Annotated in this window: 18 protein-coding genes; 8 read left to right on the forward strand and 10 right to left on the reverse strand. The window is 68.5% G+C overall.

From position 1 onward, the window contains the following. Positions 1–30 precede the first annotated feature (30 nt). Positions 31–1,671, forward strand: a complete 1,641-nt coding sequence (locus ACQ4LY_RS03090; protein WP_431074522.1) for a beta-N-acetylhexosaminidase — start codon at positions 31–33, stop codon at positions 1,669–1,671. 115 nt (positions 1,672–1,786) lie between these two features. Here ACQ4LY_RS03090 and ACQ4LY_RS03095 read toward each other — a convergent pair whose 3' ends face one another. Beyond that, on the reverse strand, positions 1,787–3,016 hold the full coding sequence (locus tag ACQ4LY_RS03095; protein WP_431074523.1) for a hypothetical protein: 1,230 nt from the start codon (positions 3,014–3,016) through the stop codon (positions 1,787–1,789). A gap of 193 nt (positions 3,017–3,209) precedes the next feature. Between ACQ4LY_RS03095 and ACQ4LY_RS03100 the strand changes: the two genes are divergently transcribed. Continuing rightward, positions 3,210–3,674 carry a VOC family protein gene (locus tag ACQ4LY_RS03100; protein ID WP_431074524.1) on the forward strand — a complete coding sequence of 155 codons (465 nt, stop codon included), beginning with the start codon at positions 3,210–3,212 and terminating at the stop codon, positions 3,672–3,674. 15 nt (positions 3,675–3,689) lie between these two features. Here ACQ4LY_RS03100 and ACQ4LY_RS03105 read toward each other — a convergent pair whose 3' ends face one another. After that, entirely contained in the window at positions 3,690–4,118 is a 429-nt protein-coding gene (locus ACQ4LY_RS03105) for a DUF1761 domain-containing protein (RefSeq protein WP_431074525.1), read from the reverse strand. Positions 4,119–4,256: 138 nt separating this feature from the next. On the opposite strand from ACQ4LY_RS03105, the gene ACQ4LY_RS03110 reads away from it, so the two are divergent. The 3 genes from ACQ4LY_RS03110 to ACQ4LY_RS03120 all read left to right on the forward strand — a co-directional run bounded on the left by ACQ4LY_RS03110 (position 4,257) and on the right by ACQ4LY_RS03120 (position 8,532). Then, the gene (locus ACQ4LY_RS03110) at positions 4,257–5,918 is read left to right on the forward strand and encodes a glycoside hydrolase family 13 protein (RefSeq protein WP_431074526.1); all 1,662 of its coding nucleotides are present in this window, start codon (positions 4,257–4,259) and stop codon (positions 5,916–5,918) included. Between the two features lie 90 nt (positions 5,919–6,008). After that, complete coding sequence (locus ACQ4LY_RS03115) at positions 6,009–7,016, forward strand: LacI family DNA-binding transcriptional regulator (protein WP_431074527.1); 1,008 nt, start codon at positions 6,009–6,011, stop codon at positions 7,014–7,016. 43 nt (positions 7,017–7,059) lie between these two features. Further along, a complete protein-coding gene (locus ACQ4LY_RS03120; RefSeq protein ID WP_431074528.1) occupies positions 7,060–8,532 on the forward strand; it encodes an alanine/glycine:cation symporter family protein in 1,473 nt (490 codons plus the stop codon). On the opposite strand, the gene nhaA is transcribed toward ACQ4LY_RS03120, so the two are convergent. The 3 genes from nhaA to ACQ4LY_RS03135 form a co-directional block, all read right to left on the reverse strand. Beyond that, positions 8,529–9,809, reverse strand: coding sequence for a Na+/H+ antiporter NhaA (gene nhaA / locus ACQ4LY_RS03125; RefSeq protein WP_431074529.1), 1,281 nt, complete (start codon positions 9,807–9,809; stop codon positions 8,529–8,531). The genes ACQ4LY_RS03120 and nhaA overlap by 4 nt on opposite strands. Before the next feature lie 68 nt (positions 9,810–9,877). Next, entirely contained in the window at positions 9,878–10,051 is a 174-nt protein-coding gene (locus tag ACQ4LY_RS03130; RefSeq protein ID WP_431074530.1) for a hypothetical protein, read from the reverse strand. A 32-nt stretch (positions 10,052–10,083) separates the two neighbouring features. Next, complete coding sequence (locus ACQ4LY_RS03135; RefSeq protein ID WP_431074531.1) at positions 10,084–10,425, reverse strand: ArsR/SmtB family transcription factor; 342 nt, start codon at positions 10,423–10,425, stop codon at positions 10,084–10,086. Positions 10,426–10,507: 82 nt separating this feature from the next. Between ACQ4LY_RS03135 and ACQ4LY_RS03140 the strand changes: the two genes are divergently transcribed. Together ACQ4LY_RS03140 and ACQ4LY_RS03145 are read left to right on the forward strand one after the other, a co-directional pair. Beyond that, the gene (locus ACQ4LY_RS03140; RefSeq protein ID WP_431074532.1) at positions 10,508–11,869 is read left to right on the forward strand and encodes an FAD-dependent oxidoreductase; all 1,362 of its coding nucleotides are present in this window, start codon (positions 10,508–10,510) and stop codon (positions 11,867–11,869) included. After that, the gene (locus ACQ4LY_RS03145; protein ID WP_431074533.1) at positions 11,866–12,270 is read left to right on the forward strand and encodes an arsenate reductase ArsC; all 405 of its coding nucleotides are present in this window, start codon (positions 11,866–11,868) and stop codon (positions 12,268–12,270) included. The genes ACQ4LY_RS03140 and ACQ4LY_RS03145 overlap by 4 nt, the downstream gene beginning before the upstream one ends. Positions 12,271–12,396: 126 nt before the next feature. On the opposite strand, the gene ACQ4LY_RS03150 is transcribed toward ACQ4LY_RS03145, so the two are convergent. Genes ACQ4LY_RS03150 through fdxA form a run of 3 tightly spaced genes read right to left on the reverse strand, consistent with a single transcriptional unit; the run spans position 12,397 to position 13,925 of the window. Then, positions 12,397–13,026, reverse strand: coding sequence for a superoxide dismutase (locus ACQ4LY_RS03150; protein ID WP_210096798.1), 630 nt, complete (start codon positions 13,024–13,026; stop codon positions 12,397–12,399). A gap of 54 nt (positions 13,027–13,080) precedes the next feature. After that, a complete protein-coding gene (locus ACQ4LY_RS03155) occupies positions 13,081–13,602 on the reverse strand; it encodes a flavin reductase family protein (RefSeq protein ID WP_431074534.1) in 522 nt (173 codons plus the stop codon). After that, positions 13,599–13,925: a ferredoxin gene (gene fdxA / locus ACQ4LY_RS03160; protein WP_120494986.1), complete on the reverse strand. Its 327-nt coding sequence runs from the start codon at positions 13,923–13,925 to the stop codon at positions 13,599–13,601. The genes ACQ4LY_RS03155 and fdxA overlap by 4 nt, the downstream gene beginning before the upstream one ends. A 76-nt stretch (positions 13,926–14,001) precedes the next feature. Between fdxA and soxR the strand changes: the two genes are divergently transcribed. After that, on the forward strand, positions 14,002–14,484 hold the full coding sequence (gene soxR, locus ACQ4LY_RS03165; protein ID WP_056310216.1) for a redox-sensitive transcriptional activator SoxR: 483 nt from the start codon (positions 14,002–14,004) through the stop codon (positions 14,482–14,484). A gap of 34 nt (positions 14,485–14,518) precedes the next feature. On the opposite strand, the gene ACQ4LY_RS03170 is transcribed toward soxR, so the two are convergent. Together ACQ4LY_RS03170 and ACQ4LY_RS03175 are read right to left on the reverse strand one after the other, a co-directional pair. Further along, positions 14,519–16,765, reverse strand: coding sequence for a glycoside hydrolase family 3 N-terminal domain-containing protein (locus ACQ4LY_RS03170; protein WP_431074535.1), 2,247 nt, complete (start codon positions 16,763–16,765; stop codon positions 14,519–14,521). Next, on the reverse strand, positions 16,765–17,889 hold the full coding sequence (locus tag ACQ4LY_RS03175; RefSeq protein ID WP_431074536.1) for an ABC transporter permease: 1,125 nt from the start codon (positions 17,887–17,889) through the stop codon (positions 16,765–16,767). The genes ACQ4LY_RS03170 and ACQ4LY_RS03175 overlap by 1 nt, the downstream gene beginning before the upstream one ends. Position 17,890: the final 1 nt, after the last annotated feature.

Below are 17,890 nucleotides of genomic sequence, written 5' to 3' on the forward strand. Positions count from 1 at the left end.
CCGACCGAAATAACCAGGGAGTTCGCCCGAATGTCGACCCTTCTGCCTCGACCCACGACCCAGCTCACGTCCCCCGGCGAGTTCGAACTCACCGCGGATGCCACGATCTCAACCCACCCCGACCTCGCCCAGCCGGCCCTGAGACTGCAGGAGCGACTGCGGGCGGCGACCGGGTTCGTACTGCCGCTGAGCGTGTCCGACACCGCATCGCGCGACACCGCGAGCATCCGTCTGCATGTCGATCGGTCCCTCTCCGACGAGGCCTTCGATCTCGAGACCACACCGGCGTCGATCCAGCTCGCGGCGTCGACCGAGCGAGGCGGGCACTGGGCCGTCCAAACCCTGCTGCAGCTGTTCCCGGCAGCGGTCTACCGCCACTCCCCCCTCGCAACCGTGCGCTGGATCACCCCCCTCGTCCGCGTGCAGGACGCCCCGAAGTTCCCCTGGCGGGGAGCCATGCTCGATGTCGTCCGTCACTTCGCGCCGACGAGGGACGTCCTGCGCTTCATCGATCTGCTGGCGATGCACCGCCTCAACACCCTTCACCTGCATCTCACCGACGACCAGGGCTGGCGCGTCGAGATCACGAAGTACCCCCGGCTCACCGAGGTGGGCGGCTGGCGCCCGGAGACCCAGCTCGGAGCGCAGCCCGGATCCGACACCGACGGGCGACCGCACGGCGGCTTCTACACGCAGGACGACATCCGCGAGATCGTGGCGTACGCGACCGCGCGAGGGATCACCGTGGTGCCGGAGATCGAGCTCCCCGGCCATGCGCAGGCGGCCGTGGCCGCCTACCCCGAGCTGGGTGTCGGCGACAGCGGAAGCGCTCCGACCACCCCGTGGACCCGGTGGGGCATCAATCCGGTGATCTTCAACGTCGAGGAGTCGACCATCCGGTTCCTCTCGGACGTGCTCGACGAGATCATCGACCTGTTCCCCTCGGAGTACATCTGCATCGGCGGCGACGAGTGCCCCAAGATCCAGTGGGTCGAGGACGAGCGCACCCAGGAGCGGATGCGCGAGCTCGGCCTGCACGACGAGGAGGAGCTGCAGAGTTGGTTCGTCAGTCGCATCGGGCAGCACCTGGCGTCGCGCGGACGCAAGCTGCTCGGCTGGGACGAGATCCTCGAGGGCGGGCTCGCCGACGGGGCGAGCGTGCTGTCGTGGCGCGGGCGAGTCGGCGCCCTCACCGCCGCTCGTGCCGGGCACGACGTGATCGCCTGCCCCGAGGACACGGTGTACCTCGACTACCGAGAGTCCGATCTCGAAGCCGAGCCCATACCGACCGGCACGGTGACGACGGTCGAGAAGGCGTACTCCTTCGACCCCGTACCCGCAGAACTCGACGCCGACGAGGCTCGACATGTGCTCGGCGGCCAGGCGAACCTCTGGACCGAGCACATCGATTCGATGCGCGGGCTCGACTACCGCGCCTTCCCCCGTCTGTCAGCCGTGGCGGAGGCGTTGTGGACGACGGGTGACCGCGACTACGCCGAGTTCGCCCCGCGGTTGACCGAACACCTCGCACGGCTGGAGGCGGCGGGTGTCGAGTACCGGCGTGCAGAGGGCCCGCTGCCCTGGCAGGAGCGTCCGGGAGTGAGCGGACGGACCAGGTCGGCTGAGGAGGCGGCCGCGCATCTCGCGAAGATCACCGCGAACATCGGCTGAGCCGACCGCCGCACCTGTTCGGGAGGAACTCTCGCCTTCGGGAGGAGCGATCCTCGAGATCTCTCCGCCCGAAGGCGAGTTCTCCTCCCGAGACGCCGCAGGCGCGGAGCGCCGATCAGTCGGCCGGAAGGCTGAAGGGGTTGTCGCCGGCGGCTGCGAGCAGATACCAGGCCGTCGCCCCCGTGTGCAGACTGGCGTAGTAGAGATCGCCGAAGCCCGAATCCAGGCCGTCGGTCGAGGTCGCCACGATGCCCTTGCCGTCGCCGTTCGCCGCATCGCGCTGCCCGAGACGGATGCTGTCGAGCAGCGCCTCCGCGCGGTCGGCGTCGCCCGCTCCGTCCCTGAGCTTCAGGGCGAGCGCCAGGTGCCCGCTGCCCTCGAACCACACCTTCGAGACATCGGTGTCGCTGATCGACGGCCCCTGATACTGCCCGTCGGTGGCGATGAGGTTCGCGAGCGTCCAGTCCAGTGCCGCGTCGTAGCGGTCATCGCCGGTCGCGAGCGAGGTCCATGTCTGCGAGTCGAGCGGCACCGGGTGGGTGTTCACGGTCGAGCCGTCCAGGAGCGTTCCGGTGTCGACATGCCCGTCGGCGCTCTGCATCGCCGCCACGAAGTCCATCGCGATCGCCGCGCGGTCAGCCCACACCTGATCGCCTGAGACCTGGGCGAGCTGCGTGAAGAATCCGGCGATGTCACTGTTGTGCTCGGTGGACTTCCACACGAGCGAGGTGCCGTCTTCGAGCTGACCGCCCGTATAGCCATAGGGCGCCCGCACCATGTCTGCCGTGTTCGTCTGGATCCACTGGGCCGTCTGCAGCGCCCCGTCGAGGTACTTCTGCTCGCCGGTCGCGTGGAAGAGCCGCGTGAGGGCCATGCCCACCCACGCCTGGTTGCCGGTGAAGGTGCCGGGGCCGGTGATCTCGACCCGTCCCTGTCGGATGCCGTGCGGTTCGTAGGAGGCGCGAGTGCGACCGTCGCCGATCGGGTCGTTCTCCTGCACGAAGAGCAGGGTGTCGCCGATCGCCTGAGCACGGCGGATGTCGTCGGGCAGGCCGCGTGCCGTGTAGGCGATCACGACGAGGGCGTCGTCGTAGACGAACGAGGGGGTGAAGTCCCAGGTCGGCAGGTCGGTGAAGAATCCGCCCTCGTAGCTGCGCGGAAGACAGCGGCCCTCGCCGTCGCAGAACTGGTCGACGCGTGCGTCGAGGAACTCGTATGCCAGCGCGACCGACAGAGTGGGATCGGGGGCTGCGCCCTCGGCCGGGTCATCGGCGCCCGAGTCGCCGGAGGCGGCGGTCGTCGCTCCCGCGACCAGCGCCACCGCGACGAGGGCGGCGGCGATCATCCACGGAGCCGAACGGCGCGATGAACCCGACATATGACCCCCTCGGTCCGAACAGCGGTCCGGATGCGGGCCCCGCAGGCGACCAGGAGGTCACGTGCAAAATGCTGGCATACCAGGAAGTCTCGGCGGAAGTGGCGAAGGTCTAGTCTTTCGGCGCCTGCCGACGTCGCAGCCGGCGAGTAGCATCCGAGCCATGCCCATCACACTGGAGAACGTCGGCATCGCCGTGCGCGACCTCGAAGCGACCATCGCCTTCTTCACAGACCTCGGCCTGACGGTGCTCGGTCGAGATGAGGTCAGCGGCGATTGGGCCGACACCGCCGTCGGGCTCGACGGCAACCACGCGAAGATCGCCGTCCTGCAGACGCCCGACGGTCACGGTCAGCTCGAGCTGTTCGAATACATCCACCCCGATGCGATCGAGACCGAGCCGACACTGCCGAACGAGATCGGGATGCACCGCGTCGCATTCTCGGTCGACGACATCGACGAGTCGCTCGCCATCGCCGCCAGGCACGGGTGCCACCCGCTCCGCGGAGTCGCGAACTATCAGGGCGTCTACAAGCTCACCTACCTGCGCGGCCCCAGCGGCATCCTGGTCATGCTCGCGCAGGACCTGACGAAGACCCCGGCGGATCAGCCGACCGACGAGAGCTAGCCGACACCCGGCGAACTAGCCGAGCGCGGGCGGCCAGACGCCGATGAGCACCGCCATGATCACGATCGTGACGAGCTCGTGTGCGATGTTCATGACCGTCAGTCCCGTCGGGCGCCCCTCGAACGCGTCGTGGGTGATGAAGCGCGCGGCCGTGAAGCCCGCCCACAGCAGCACACCGGTGACGACCGACGCCCAGAAGAACGACCCGTCGTAGAAGTGCCAGGCGATGGCGGACGCTCCGGCCAGCACCCACGACGTGATGAAGCTCACGATCACGGTCGTGATGATCGCCATGGTCGCGCTCGAACCCGGCCGATCCATGTCGACGTTCGCGAGCCTCGACCAGCGCGTGCCGAACACCTTCGGCGCGTACCAGACCGAGCCGACGACCATGCTCGACGCCGTGGCGATGAGGACCGCCCAGTAGTTGATCTCGGGAACCATGACAGCCTCCAGTCATCGGATGCCCGAAGCATACTCCCGCACTGCAAGTCCCCGGGGTCCGGCATGGAACATCGCCCGACCGAATCGATTCGAACCCACCTCTGGCAATCATGTAAGCGTTTGCACTAATCTGTTGCCATGGCACAGCTTGAGCAGATCGCAGCCCCCGGTTCCGAGTGGTGGCGCAGCGCGGTCATCTACCAGATCTACCCCCGTTCGTTCGCCGACGCCTCGGGTGACGGCATCGGCGACCTGCCCGGCATCACCAGCCGGCTCGACTCCCTGAAGGAGCTCGGCGTCGACGCGATCTGGCTGAGCCCGTTCATGACGAGCCCGCAGCGCGACGCCGGCTACGACGTCGCCGACTACCGCGACGTCGACCCGCTGTTCGGCACGCTCGACGACTTCGACACCATGCTGAACGAGGCGCACACCCGCGGCATCCGCGTGGTCGTCGACCTGGTGCCCAACCACTCGTCGGCCCAGCACGCCTGGTTCCAGGAGGCGCTGAGGGCCGCCCCCGGCAGCCCCGAGCGCGCTCGCTACATCTTCCGTGACGGCAAGGGCGAGAACGGCGAACTGCCCCCGAACAACTGGGAGTCGGTCTTCGGCGGCGGCATGTGGGAGCGCATCACCGAGGCCGACGGCACCCCCGGCCAGTGGTACCTGCACATCTTCGACCCCACGCAGCCCGACTTCGACTGGAACAACGAAGAGGTGCGTGAGGAGTTCCGTTCGATCCTGCGCTTCTGGCTCGACCGCGGCGTCGACGGCTTCCGCGTCGATGTGGCGCACGGCATGATCAAGGCCGAGGGCCTGCCCGACTACACGCCGCCGGCCGACGCCGACTCGATGGGTGGCGGCGAAGCCGACGTCCCCTATTGGGGCCAGGACGGCGTGCACGACATCTATCGCGACTGGCACAGGGTGCTCGCCGAGTACGACGGCGACCGCGCTCTGTGCGGTGAGGCCTGGATGCCGACGCTGAAGCAGACCGCTCTGTGGGTGCGCCCCGACGAGATGCACCAGACGTTCAACTTCCCGTACCTCATGACCGAGTGGGATGCGAAGGCTCTCGGCGACGTCATCCGCGAGTCGCTCGACGCGTTCGGTGCCGTCGGCGCGCCCAGCACCTGGGTGCTGTCGAACCACGATGTGGTGCGCCACGCCTCGCGCCTCGCGCTCACCGACGACAACCCGCAGGGCGAGGGCATCGGCCCCCACACCCCGCACAAGCCCGACACCGCCATCGGCCTCGCCCGCGCCCGCGCGGCGACGACCGTGATGCTCGCGCTGCCGGGTTCCGCGTACCTGTACCAGGGCGAGGAGCTGGGCCTGCCCGAGGCGATGGAGATCCCCGACGCGTTCCGTCAGGACCCGACGTGGTTCCGCACGAACGGCGAGCGCTACGGACGAGACGGATGCCGCGTGCCGCTGCCCTGGGAGGCCGACGCTCCGGCATTCGGCTTCAACGAGACCGGTGCGTCGTGGCTGCCGCAGCCCGCCGACTGGGCCGCCTACTCGCGCGACGTCGAAGAGGTCGACCCCGCCTCGACGCTGGCGCTCTACAAGCGCCTGCTCGCCGGGCGCCGTGAGCACGGCTTCGGCAGCGGATCGCTCGTCTGGGAAGACGCCGGAGCGGATGCCGTGGCATTCCGCCGCGGCGACGTGCACGTGCTCGCGAACCTCGGCACCGAGCCGCTGCCGCTTCCGACCGACGCGTTCGTGATCCTGCAGAGCCAGCCGTTCGACGGTGGCGCCGTGCCCGTCGACACCGCGGTCTGGTACACCAAGGCTTAAAGTCGCATCACGTTCCGGTCGCAGTTCGCGCCGCCCACGGCACCGCCCGACGGCACGAACTGCGACCGGAACGCCTCAGAGAGGAAACCCATGGCGAGCATCGATGAGGTCGCCCGGCTCGCCGGGGTGTCGACGGCCACGGTGTCGCGCGCCCTGAGCGGCCGAGGCCATGTCTCGGAGTCCGCGCGCCTGCGCGTGCAGGAGGCAGCGTCGGCTCTCGGCTATGTGGTGTCGTCTCGCGCGTCGAGCCTGGCATCGGGCCGCACCCGCAACATCGGCGTGGTCGTGCCCTTTCTCGACCGCTGGTTCTTCAGCACCGTGCTCTCGGGTGTCTCGGCCGCGCTGATGCGCGAGGGCTACGACATCACGCTCTACAACATCACCGCAGACAAGGATGTGCGCCGACACGTGTTCGACACGTTCCTGCGCCGCCAGCGGGTGGATGCGGTGATCGCGGTGTCGATCGAGCTCGATGACGACGAGACCCAGTACCTGCTCGACCTCGGTCTGCCCGTGATCGCGATCGGCGGCCCGAATCCCAAGCTCGACACCCTCACGGTCGACGACGTCGCGGTCGCCCAGCTCGCGACAGAGCACCTGATCAGCCTCGGCCACCACGACATCGCGCACATCGGCGCGAACCCCGAGTTCGACATCGACTTCCACATCCCCACGAACCGTCGCCTCGGTTTCGAGAAGGCGCTGGCGAAGGCGGGCATCCCGCTGAACCCCGCCTTCCTCGAACCCGCCGACTTCACGGTGGAGGGCGGATACCGCGCGGCGAAGCAGCTGCTCGGTCGCCCCGGGCCTCGCCCCACCGCGGTGTTCGCAGCATCGGATGAGATGGCGATCGGCGCCCTTCTCGCGGCGCGCGACCTCGGCTTCGCGGTGCCGGAAGACCTCTCGATCGTCGGCATCGACGGCCACGAGCTCGGTGAGTTCTTCCGCCTCACGACCGTCGACCAGTTCCCCCTCGGCCAGGGCGAGCGAGCGGCCGATGCCGTGCTCGCCAAGCTCGCCGAGGGCGACGCCTCCGGCATCCCCGCCGCCCTCCCGTACGAGCTGAACGTCCGAGGGACGACCGCGCGACTGATTTAGCGGAATATCACAGCCCGCGGCAACATGCCGCCATACTGATGCGATGGACGCGCTCAACGATTTCGTGCTCTCTGCCGGCGACGGGCTGTGGACCTGGGTGGTGCTGCCGATCCTCGTGGTCCTGGGGCTGTACTTCACCGCACGGTCGGGTGTGGTGCAGTTCCGGCTGATCCCCGAGATGTTCCGCACCCTGACCGATCGCACCCCGCGCAAGGAGAACGGCGAGCCGCAATCGGTCTCGGCGTTCCAGGCGTTCACGATCTCGGCCGCGTCTCGGGTCGGTGTCGGCAACATCGCAGGCGTCGGCACCGCGATCGCCATCGGCGGACCGGGCGCGATCTTCTGGATGTGGACGATGGCGTTCATCGGCGGGGCGTCGAGCTTCATCGAATCGACGCTCGGCCAGGCCTTCAAAGTGCGCGACAAGGACGGCTTCCGCGGTGGGCCGGCGTATTACATGCAGCACGGCCTCAAGGCACGCTGGATGGGCATCCTCTTCGCCGTCGTCCTCATCGTCTGCTTCCCGTTCGCTTTCAGCTCCCTGCAGGCGAACACGATCAGTGCGACCGTGTCGTCGAGCTTCGGCGGAGAGGTCGGCTGGATCCCCTGGGTCGTCGGAATCGTACTCGCCGTCCTGACAGCGCTCGTCGTGTTCGGCGGCATCCGCCGCATCGCCAGTGTGACGCAGGCGGTCGTCCCCGCCATGGCGCTGGGCTACCTCCTGCTGGGCCTCGTGATCGTCGGCATCAACTTCGAACGGCTTCCCGAGGTCTTCGCCTCGATCTACACTCAGGCGTTCGGGTTCAACGAGGTCGTCGGTGCCGCACTCGGAACCATCATCATGACGGGCGTCAAGCGCGGAATGTTCTCCAATGAGGCGGGCCTCGGATCCGCTCCCAACGCGGGAGCGAGCGCCGCCGTGACGCACCCGGTGAAGCAGGGGCTCGTGCAGACGCTCGGGGTGTACTTCGACACCTTCCTCGTCTGCTCGATCACGGCGTTCATCATCCTCGTCTCCACCCCGGACCTCGCGAACGCGACCCGCGGCATCGGACTCACGCAGAACGCGATCGTGAGCAACCTCGGCGAGTGGTCGAACATCCTCCTCAGCATCATCATCTTCCTGCTGGCGTTCAGCTCGATCCTCGGCAACTACTACTACGGCGAATCGAACATCGAGTTCATCAGCAGCAGGCCCGCGATCCTCACCGCCTACCGCGTGCTGGTCGTCGCGATCATCTTCTTCGGATCGATCGCCTCGGCGGACATCATCTGGAACACCGCCGACGGCATCATGGGCCTGATGGCGATCGTGAACCTCATCGCCATCGCCCTGCTGTCGGGCATCGCCTTCAAACTCCTGCGCGACTACTCCGATCAGCGACGAGCGGGGCTCGACCCGGTCTTCACCCGGGCCCGCATGCCCGAGGTCACCGGCATCCAATGCTGGGAGGACGAGCTGAGCGTCACGGGGCCGATCCCGGTGCAGGGTGAGGAACGCGCGCGACGCCGCTAGACGATGGCCGGCTGATCTCGGCGGGCGCGCGAGCTGCGCATCGCGAGCACCGCTCCCCCGATCACCGCCGCGATCAGGGAGCCGAGCAGCACGCCGATCTTCACGTGCTCATCGGCGACCGAGCTCGACCCGTAGGCGAGCTCGCCGACCAGCAGCGAGACCGTGAATCCGATTCCGGCGACGAAGGCCATCCCCGTCAGGTCGGGCCAGCGCAGCGTCTCGTCGAGGCGCAGAGCCGGCACGCGACTGAGCAGGAAGGTGGTGGCGAGGATGCCGATCGGCTTGCCCAGGACGAGTCCGACGATGATCCCGATCGCGATGGGGTCGGTGAGCGCCGACTGCAGTCCCTCGACGCCGCCGATCGTGACTCCGGCCGCGAAGAAGGCGAAGACCGGCACGGCGAACAGCGTCGCCACGACTCCCCACCGATCGGCGAAATGCGGGGCCAGGCCGTCGTACATCGGCTCGCCGTCGGCATCCACTCCCCGACGCACCCGGGCTCGCTCGGTGGGCACGACCGGCACGACGAATCCGAGCAGCACACCGGCGACCGTCGCGTGGATGCCGGCGGCGTGGATGCAGACCCAGACGGCGATCGCGAGGGGCAGCAGGATCCACCACGCGCGCACACCCTTCTGCACGAGGAACGCGAACCCGGCGAGGGGCAGCAGGGCGAGGGCGAGCCAGGGAAGGCTGATCGTCTCGGTGTAGAACGTCGCGATGATCGTGATGGCGATCAGGTCGTCGATGATCGCCAGCGTGAGCAGGAACACCCGGAGGGCCGGCGGGAGGAAGCGCCCGACGACCGCGATCACCGCGACGGCGAAGGCGATGTCGGTCGCCGTCGGGATCGCCCATCCTCGAAGGGCGTCGGCGCCGTTGTCCGCGTTGATCACCGCGAAGATGACGGCCGGCACGATGACGCCCCCGACGGCCGCGGCGATCGGCAGCGCCGCCTGACGCGGATCGCGGAGGCGGCCGGTGACGAACTCCTCTTTCAGCTCGAGGCCGACGACGAAGAAGAAGATCGCCAGCAGGCCGTCGGCCGCCCACGCGCCGACGCTGAGGTCGAGGTGCAGCTCGGGGATGCCGAAGGTGAAGTCCCGCACGGATTCGTACCACGACGCCGCCGAAGTGTTGGCGAGGATCAGCGCGGCGACGGTGGCGGCGAGCAGCAGCGAGCCGCCGAGGACGTCGCTGCGGGCGTTGTTTCGGATACCGCGCCACAGCTCGTGCGGAGCGAGCCGGAGACGGGGACGGGTGGATGAAGTGGACACGAAGAGACCTCACGCGGAAGAAGGGGGTGGATGGCACAGGAGACCACCGCCCCGAACGGGGGCGTGGTCTAGCCGCGTGGCGGCGGGCAGCCCGCGATCTCGCCGTGCGAGAGAGTGCCCCACACGCTGGTCCATCCGTTGGTGCCCGGGTGCATCACGACGCGCATCCATTCCTTCATCGGCGTCGCCGTGCGCAGCTCATGCGGAGCACGCGCCGAACCGGCGATCGAGAGAAGGGCCATACGACCAGCCTATCCGGCAGCGCCTGAGGAATTCAGACGCCGCGCAGCGCCTCTCCGGCTGCGTCGAGCGCACCGTCGGCCAGCGCGAAGTAGGCCCACTTCCCGCGCTGCTCTCGAGTGACGAGGCCCGCGTCGGCGAGAAGCTTCATGTGGTGCGAGACGGTGCCCTGCGAGAGGCCGACGGGGTCGGTGAGATCGCAGATGCAGGCCTCGCCACCTTCGGCCGACGAGATCAGCGACAACAGGCGGATCCGCGTCGGGTCGCCGAGAGCCTTGAACAGACGGGCGATGCGCTCCGCCTCGGCGAGGGGCAGAGCGGATGCCGTGCGCGGGGCGCAGCAGGCGGAGTCTGCGATGGTCACCGGAAGGGTCATGTCGACCATCCTCGCACGTATTGACATTCTTCGATACGTACGCGACGCTTCATATTGAAGATTGTCGATCTGAGGAGATGTGATGTCCGAGCTTCCCGTCGCCGTCATCGGAGCGGGCCCGCAGGGGCTGGCCGCCGCGGCGCACCTCGTCGAACGCGGCGAGAACGTCGTCGTCGTCGAGCGCGGCCACGGTCCTGCATCCGCCGTCTCCGAGTGGGGGCACGTGCGCCTCTTCTCCGCGTGGCCCGAGCTCATGGACGCCGCGGCCCGCCGCCTGCTGGAGTCGGCCGGATGGAGTGCGCCCACCTCGGGGTACCCGACCGGGGCGGAGTGGGTGAGCGACTATCTGGCTCCGCTGGCCGACGCCCTGGGCGAGCGGATCCGCTTTGCGACCACCGTCACGGGGGTCGCCCGGCAGGGGCGCGACAAGGTCGTCGACGCAGGGCGCAGAAGCCAGCCGTTCGTCGTGCACACGGCCGATGCCGACGGTCGGGAATCCCGCCTTCTCGCCCGCGCGGTGATCGACGCGAGCGGCACCTGGGATCTTCCCCACCCGGCCGGGGCGGATGGCTTCCCGGCCGTAGGCGAGAGCGCGGCGTCGGACCTGATCTCGTACCGCATCCCGGCTGATGTCTCGGAGCTCGCCGGCTCGCACGTCGTCGTGATCGGGGCGGGGCACTCAGCCACGCATGCCGTGCTGCGCCTGAGCGAACTGGCACGCCGATCGCCCGGAACCCGAGTGACCTGGCTGCTGCGCCGAGGGAGCGCCGCGAACGTCTTCGGCGGCGGCAGCGGAGACGGCAGCGCAGACGGCAGCGGAGACGAGCTGCCCGAGCGTGCCGCACTCGGCTCCCGAGCGCGCAAGGTGATCGACGACGGGGTCGTGGATCTCGTGACGGGGTTCCGCGTCGCCGAGTTCCGCCGAACCGACGAGGGAGTGACGATCGTCGCGGAGGACGCACGCGAGGTGACCGGCGTGGGGCGCGTGGTCGCCCTCACCGGCTTCCGGCCCGACACCGCGATACTTCGAGAGCTCAGAATCGACCTCGATCCCGCGCTCGAGGCCGTCGCGGGTATTGCCGCCGAGATCGACCCCAACATCCACTCCTGCGGATCCGTCGCGGCCACCGGAGCTCGGCAGCTCGCGCAGCCCGAACCCGGGTTCTTCATCGTCGGTGCCAAGTCCTACGGGCGGGCGCCGACCTTCCTCGCACTCACCGGATACGAGCAGGTGCGCAGCGTCGCAGCCCACCTCGCCGGCGATCACGAGAGCGCCGCCCGCAACGAACTCGCTCTGCCCGAGACCGGAGTGTGCGGGGGCTCTGGAGACTTCGACGAGAGCACCGGCGCGGGATGCTGCTCAGCGCCGTCGATCCTGCAGATCGGCAGGATGCCCTCCACCGCCCTCGACCCCGCCCGCTCGCTTACCCTGGAGACATCATGACCACCAGCATCCCCTCCGTCCTGTTCGTGTGCGTGCACAACGCAGGACGCTCGCAGATGGCCGCCGGGTTCCTCCGGGAGTTCGCGGGCGACCGCATCGAGGTGCGCTCGGCCGGATCCATGCCCGCCGACCAGATCAACCCGATCGCCGTCGAGGCGATGGGCGAGCTCGGCATCGACATCACCACAGAGGCGCCCAAGGTGCTCACCACCGAGGCCGTGCAGGCATCCGACGTCGTGATCACGATGGGATGCGGCGACGCCTGCCCGTTCTTCCCGGGCAAGCGCTACGAGGACTGGAAGCTCGATGACCCGGCAGGCCAGGGCATCGACGCCGTGCGGCCGATCCGGGACGACATCCGCCGCCGCATCGAGGCTCTCGCGGGCGAGCTGCTCGGCTGACACGACCGCCGGTACTCCATCCGCTGCGCCTCGGGAGGAGGACTGCGCCTCGGGAGGACGGATGCCGTGGCATCCTCCTCCCGAAGACGAGTTCTCCTCCCGAAGAGGCGCGCAGAGGCGCGCGGGTCAGCGGGCGACGATGAGCCCTGCGGTCTTCTCCTGCACAGCCTGGAACCGGCGCTGCACGTCGGACCAGTTGACGAGCTCCCAGAACGCCTTGACGTAGTCGGCGCGCACGTTGAGGTAGTCGAGGTAGTAGGCGTGCTCCCAGACGTCGAGCTGCAGCAGCGGCGTCACACCGAGCGGCGCATTGCCCTGCTGGTCGAACAGCTGGAAGATCACCGGGCGGGCGCCGACGCTGTCCCAGGCGAGCACGGCCCATCCCGAGCCCTGCACGCCGAGCGCGGTCGCGGTGAAGTGCGCGCGGAAGGCGTCGATCGAACCGAACGCGTCGGTCAGCGCAGCCTCGAGCTCGCCCTCGGGGTTTCCGCCGCCGTCGGGCGACAGGTTCTCCCAGAACACCGAGTGGTTGATGTGTCCGCCGAGGTTGAAGGCGAGGTCCTTCTCGAGCTTGTTCACCGCGGCGAAGTCGCCCGAGTCGCGGGCCGCAGCCAGCTGCTCGAGTGCCGTGTTGGCCCCGGTCACGTAGGCCTGGTGATGCTTCGAGTGGTGCAGCTCCATGATCTTGCCCGAGATGTGCGGGGCGAGTGCCGAGTAGTCGTACGGCAGCTCAGGAAGGGTGTACGGAGAGGTCATGCGTGTTCCTTTCATTCGGACTTCGGTTCTGAATGCGTTCAGTTCTGGGTGCGTTCAGTCCTGGTCGTGCGGCAGCGTGTGGAATCGGCGGTCGAGGTAGACGAGCGGTCGACCCGGCCGCCCGAGCAGCACCTCGTCGATCTCGGCGACCACGACGGTCGATGAGCCGACCGCGACTGTCGACATCGTGTGACCGCGCATCGCGGCGCGCGCCTCGGCGAGGTACGGCTCACCGGTCGGAAGGGTGCTCCACCCCTGTTCGGGGGTGAAGCGGTCGGCGCCGCTCACCGCGAAGCTCTGCGCCAGAGCCGAATGCTCGTCGTCGATCAGGTGCACGACGAACGACTCGGCGTTGAGGATCGAGCCCGCACTGCCGGTGGCCCTGGTGACCGAGAACACGATCGCGGCGGGGTCGACCGCGACGGATGCGACGCTCGACGCCGTGAGCCCGACCGGCCCTGCAGGGGTCATCGCGGTGATGATCGCCACCCCTGCCGGATGCGCGCGGAACGCGGCTTTGAGCCCTTCACCGACCTCGGAGGGGACGGGGGCTGCGGGGTGCGGCTGACTGCTCATTCGGGTGCCTCCTGGGGCGGAAGGGCTGTGATGATCGGATGATCGCGCTCGATGACGCCGAGCTTGGCGGCACCACCGGGGGATCCCATCTCGTCGAAGAATTCGACGTTGGCCTTGTAGTAGTCCTGCCACTCGTCGGGCAGGTCATCTTCGTAGTAGATCGCCTCGACGGGGCAGACGGGTTCGCACGCGCCGCAGTCGACGCATTCGTCCGGGTGGATGTACAGCGAGCGCTCGCCCTCATAGATGCAGTCAACCGGGCATTCGTCGATGCACGCTCGGTCCTTGACATCGACGCAGGGCAGCGCGATCACATAGGTCATCGGTCACTTCCTGTCGCGGTCACATGTGCAACCGTAAGACCTCAAGTACGCTTGAGGTCAAATCGAGGAGGTCGGGATGACCGCAGAGACAGATTCCGATCGGGCCGTCCACGGCCCCGACGAACCGCTGACGATCGGCGAGATGAGCCGGCGCACCGGTGTCGCACCCTCGGCACTGCACTTCTACGAGAGCCTCGGACTCATCGCGTCGACCCGCACCGCCGGAAATCAGCGCCGTTACGCGCGTCACATGCTGCGGCGGGTCTCGCTCATCACCGTGGCGAAGCGCCTCGGCATCCCGCTCTCCGACGTGCAGCACGCGTTCGCCGACGTGCCCCTGACCCAGACCCCGAGCCACGCCGACTGGCAGCGCGCGTCGAGACGCTGGAAGCGCGAGCTCGAGAAACGCCGCGAGGGGATCGAGCGTCTCGAGCGCGAACTCACCGGATGCATAGGCTGCGGGTGCCTGTCGATGAAGGCGTGCGGCCTGCTCAACCCCGACGACGCTCTCGGCAGCCAGGGCGCAGGACCGCAGCGTCTGCGTGACGAGGACGCCTGAGCGCCCTCGTCACGGCGACGATTCAGAGGCCGGTTCAGGACACCGTGAAGGCGGCGCTCAGCAGCGCCTCGTCTCGCGAGCTCGAGCCCACGAGCAGCTCGAACTCACCCGACTCCACGAGGCGGATGCCGGCGGCATCCACGATCGAACAGTCGGCGACGGGCAGGTCGAGGCGCACGCGCACGGACTCCCCCGGTGCGACGTCGACCTGGCGATAGGTCTTGAGCTCCTTGTCCGCCCAGCTGACACTCGTCACGGAGTCGCGCACATAGACCTGCACGGTCTCGCGCGCCGGCCTCGAACCGGTGTTCGTGACCGTCACCTCGGCGACGATGGTGTCGTCGTGGTCGAGCCGATCGGACGCGAGCGCGAGGTCGCCGTAGGCGACTGTCGAGTACGACAGCCCTTCGCCGAACACCCAGGCCGGAGACTGGGTGAGGTCGGCATAGCGGTCGCCGTGCTGTCCGCGGATCTGGTTGTAGTAGGTCGGCTGCTGACCGACGTGGCGGGCGAAAGAGATCGGCAGGCGCCCTGACGGCTCGACGGCACCCGAGATGATCTCGGCGAGCGCACGGCCACCCTGCATGCCGGGGTTGGCAGCCCAGATGACGGCGGCGGCCTGCGAGGCGGATGCCGGGAGCACCAGCGGCTTGGAGGCGAGCAGCACGATCACCACGGGCTTGCCCGTCGCGATCAGCGCGTCGACCAGGGCGTTCTGTCCACCGATCAGCTCGAGGGTCGCGGTCGATCGCCCTTCGCCGACGAGCTCGATGCGGTCTCCGACCACGGCGACGACGACATCGGATGCCGCAGCAGCCGCCACCGCGTCGGCGATGAGCACATCGTCAGCGGGCGCCGGCACGACGACGGAGGGCCGAGGCTGCCCGTCGGGGAACTTCGAGCCGCGAGGGTCGTCCTCGAGCGTGAGGATCTCGGCGCCGCGGGCGTGCGTGACCGACCATCCGTCGACGCCCGCGAGGCCGTCGAGCACGGTCGTGATCATCTCGCGCGGCTGTCCGTCGAGCCAGCCGGCCTGACCGGAGCCCCCCGCCCAGTCACCGAGCTGCGTCTGGGCGTCGTCGGCGAGCGGACCCACCACCGCGACCTTCAGGGGCGCCGTGGCGTCGAGCGGCAGCACACCGTCGTTCTCGAGCAGCACGATCGAGCGGCGAGCCGTCTCGAGGTTGAGCTCGGCGTGCTCGGCGCTGCCGACCACGGCATCCAGCTCGTCCTGCGGCAGGCGGGGGTTCTCGAACAGTCCGAGTTCGAACTTCAGAGTCAGGATGCGCGTGACGGCGTCATCGAAGGCATCCTCTGCCAGGAGTCCGTTCGACACCGCCTCGAGTGCGCCCTCGAAGAAGCCCGGGGTGTTCATGACCATGTCGTTGCCGGCGGTCACCGCAGCAGCTGAGGCGTGCGCGTAGTCGGGCTGCACGTGCTGCTCCCACACCATGCGCCCGACGTTGTCCCAGTCGGTGATGAGCGTGCCGGTGTAGCCCCACTCACCGCGCAGCACGTCGCTGAGCAGCCAGTCGTTGACCGTGATCGGCACGCCGTCGGTGGTCTGGTAGCCGAGCATGAACGTGCGGCATCCCTCGCGGGCCACGCGCTCGAACGGCGGCAGGAACCAGCTGCGCAGCTTGCGCCGCGAGATGTCGGCCTCGCTCGCGTCACGCCCGCCCTGCGTCTCGGAGTAGCCGGCGAAATGCTTGGCCGTGGCGAGGATGGCGGTCGGGTCGTCGAGTCCCTCACCCTGGTAGCCGCGCACCATCGCCGAGGCCAGTTCGCCGATCAGGAACGGGTCTTCACCGAACGTCTCGTCGATGCGGCCCCAGCGCAGGTCACGCGCGATGCACAGCACGGGCGAGAAGGTCCAGTGGATGCCGGTCGCCGCGACCTCGACAGCGGTGGCTCTGGCCACCTTCTCGACGAGCTCGGCGTCCCAGGTCGCTGCCATGCCGAGCTGGGTCGGGTAGATGGTCGCACCGGGCCAGAACGAGTGGCCGTGGATGCAGTCCTCGCCGACGAGCAGCGGGATGCGCAACCGCGTCTGGGAAGTCAGCTCGTTCGCGCGGAGGATGCGCTCGGGCGAGGTGTGCAGGATCGACCCGACGTGCTTGCCGAGCACATGGTCGTCGAGGTCGTCGCGGGCGTCGAGCTGCAGCATCTGCCCGATCTTCTCCTCGACCGTCATGCGATCGAGGAGGTCGGCGACGCGCGCCGCGATCGGCAGTTCGGGGTCGAGGTACGGCAGGGATTCGGTCAGGGTCTGAGAGGTCATCACTCGGCGTTCTGTGTCTTCGTATCGGTCTTCGTATGGGTCGTCGTCGCTGTCGCCGCGCTCTGCACGGTACCCGAGTCGGTCGTCGGCACGCTGCGCACCGCCGTCACCGGGTCGTTCACGTTGAGTCCCTTCTTCTTCATCGCGCGGGCACGCTCACCCGCCGACCGCAGCCTCGGGTTCACGTACTCGTCGATGCCGAAGTTGATGAGCGACAGGGCGACGCCGATGATCGCGATGCAGAGACCCGCGGGCACATACCACCACCACAGCCGCGGGAACGCGCCGTTCTGCTGCGCCCAGAACAGGATCGTGCCCCAGTTGAGGTTGCTCACCGGGATCACGCCGATGAAGGCGAGGGTCGTGAGACCGAGGATCGCCGCGGTGACGGTGCCGACGAAGCTCGACGCGATCAGCGCCATGAGGTTCGGCAGCATCTCGACCGTGATGATGCGGTGCAGCGGTTCGCCGTTGGCGCGGGCGGCCTGGATGAAGTCGCGGTTGCGCAGCGACATGGTCTGCGCCCGCAGCACGCGCGCGCCCCAGGCCCAGCCCGTCAGCCCCAGCACCGCGGCGATCACGATCAGCGGCGGGTTCTCGAACTGCGAGGCCACGATGATGATCAGCGGGATGCCGGGGATCACGAGGAACACGTTCGTGAGCGCCGACAGCGATTCGCTCTTCCACCCGCGGACATAGCCGGCGATGACGCCGATCGTGATCGCGATGATCGTCGCGATGATCGCCGAGAGGAAGCCGACCACGACGACGCCGCGGGTGCCGAAGATGAGCTGGCTCAGCACGTCCTCCCCCATGTGCGTGGTGCCGAGCCAGTGGTCGAAGGACGGCGGCTGACGGAGCGCCGTGCGGTCCTTCTGCGTGGCTCCGTAGGGTGCGAGCAGCGGCGCGAAGATCGCGATCAGCACGAACACCCCGAGGATGATCAGGCCGGCGATCGACTTCGGGTTGCGGAACATCGCGAACGCCTGCACCAGCTGCGACCAGAAGGTCTTGCGGGTCGGCTGCTCGCCGTCGGCGGTGCGGAACGTCGCGGTCTCCGGCATCCCGGTGGGGATGGTGCTGCCGTCGGGTGCGGTGGTGTCGGTCGAGGTGGGAACGCTCATG

This window comes from Microbacterium phyllosphaerae (assembly GCF_050628115.1).
GTDB lineage: Bacteria > Actinomycetota > Actinomycetes > Actinomycetales > Microbacteriaceae > Microbacterium > Microbacterium phyllosphaerae_A.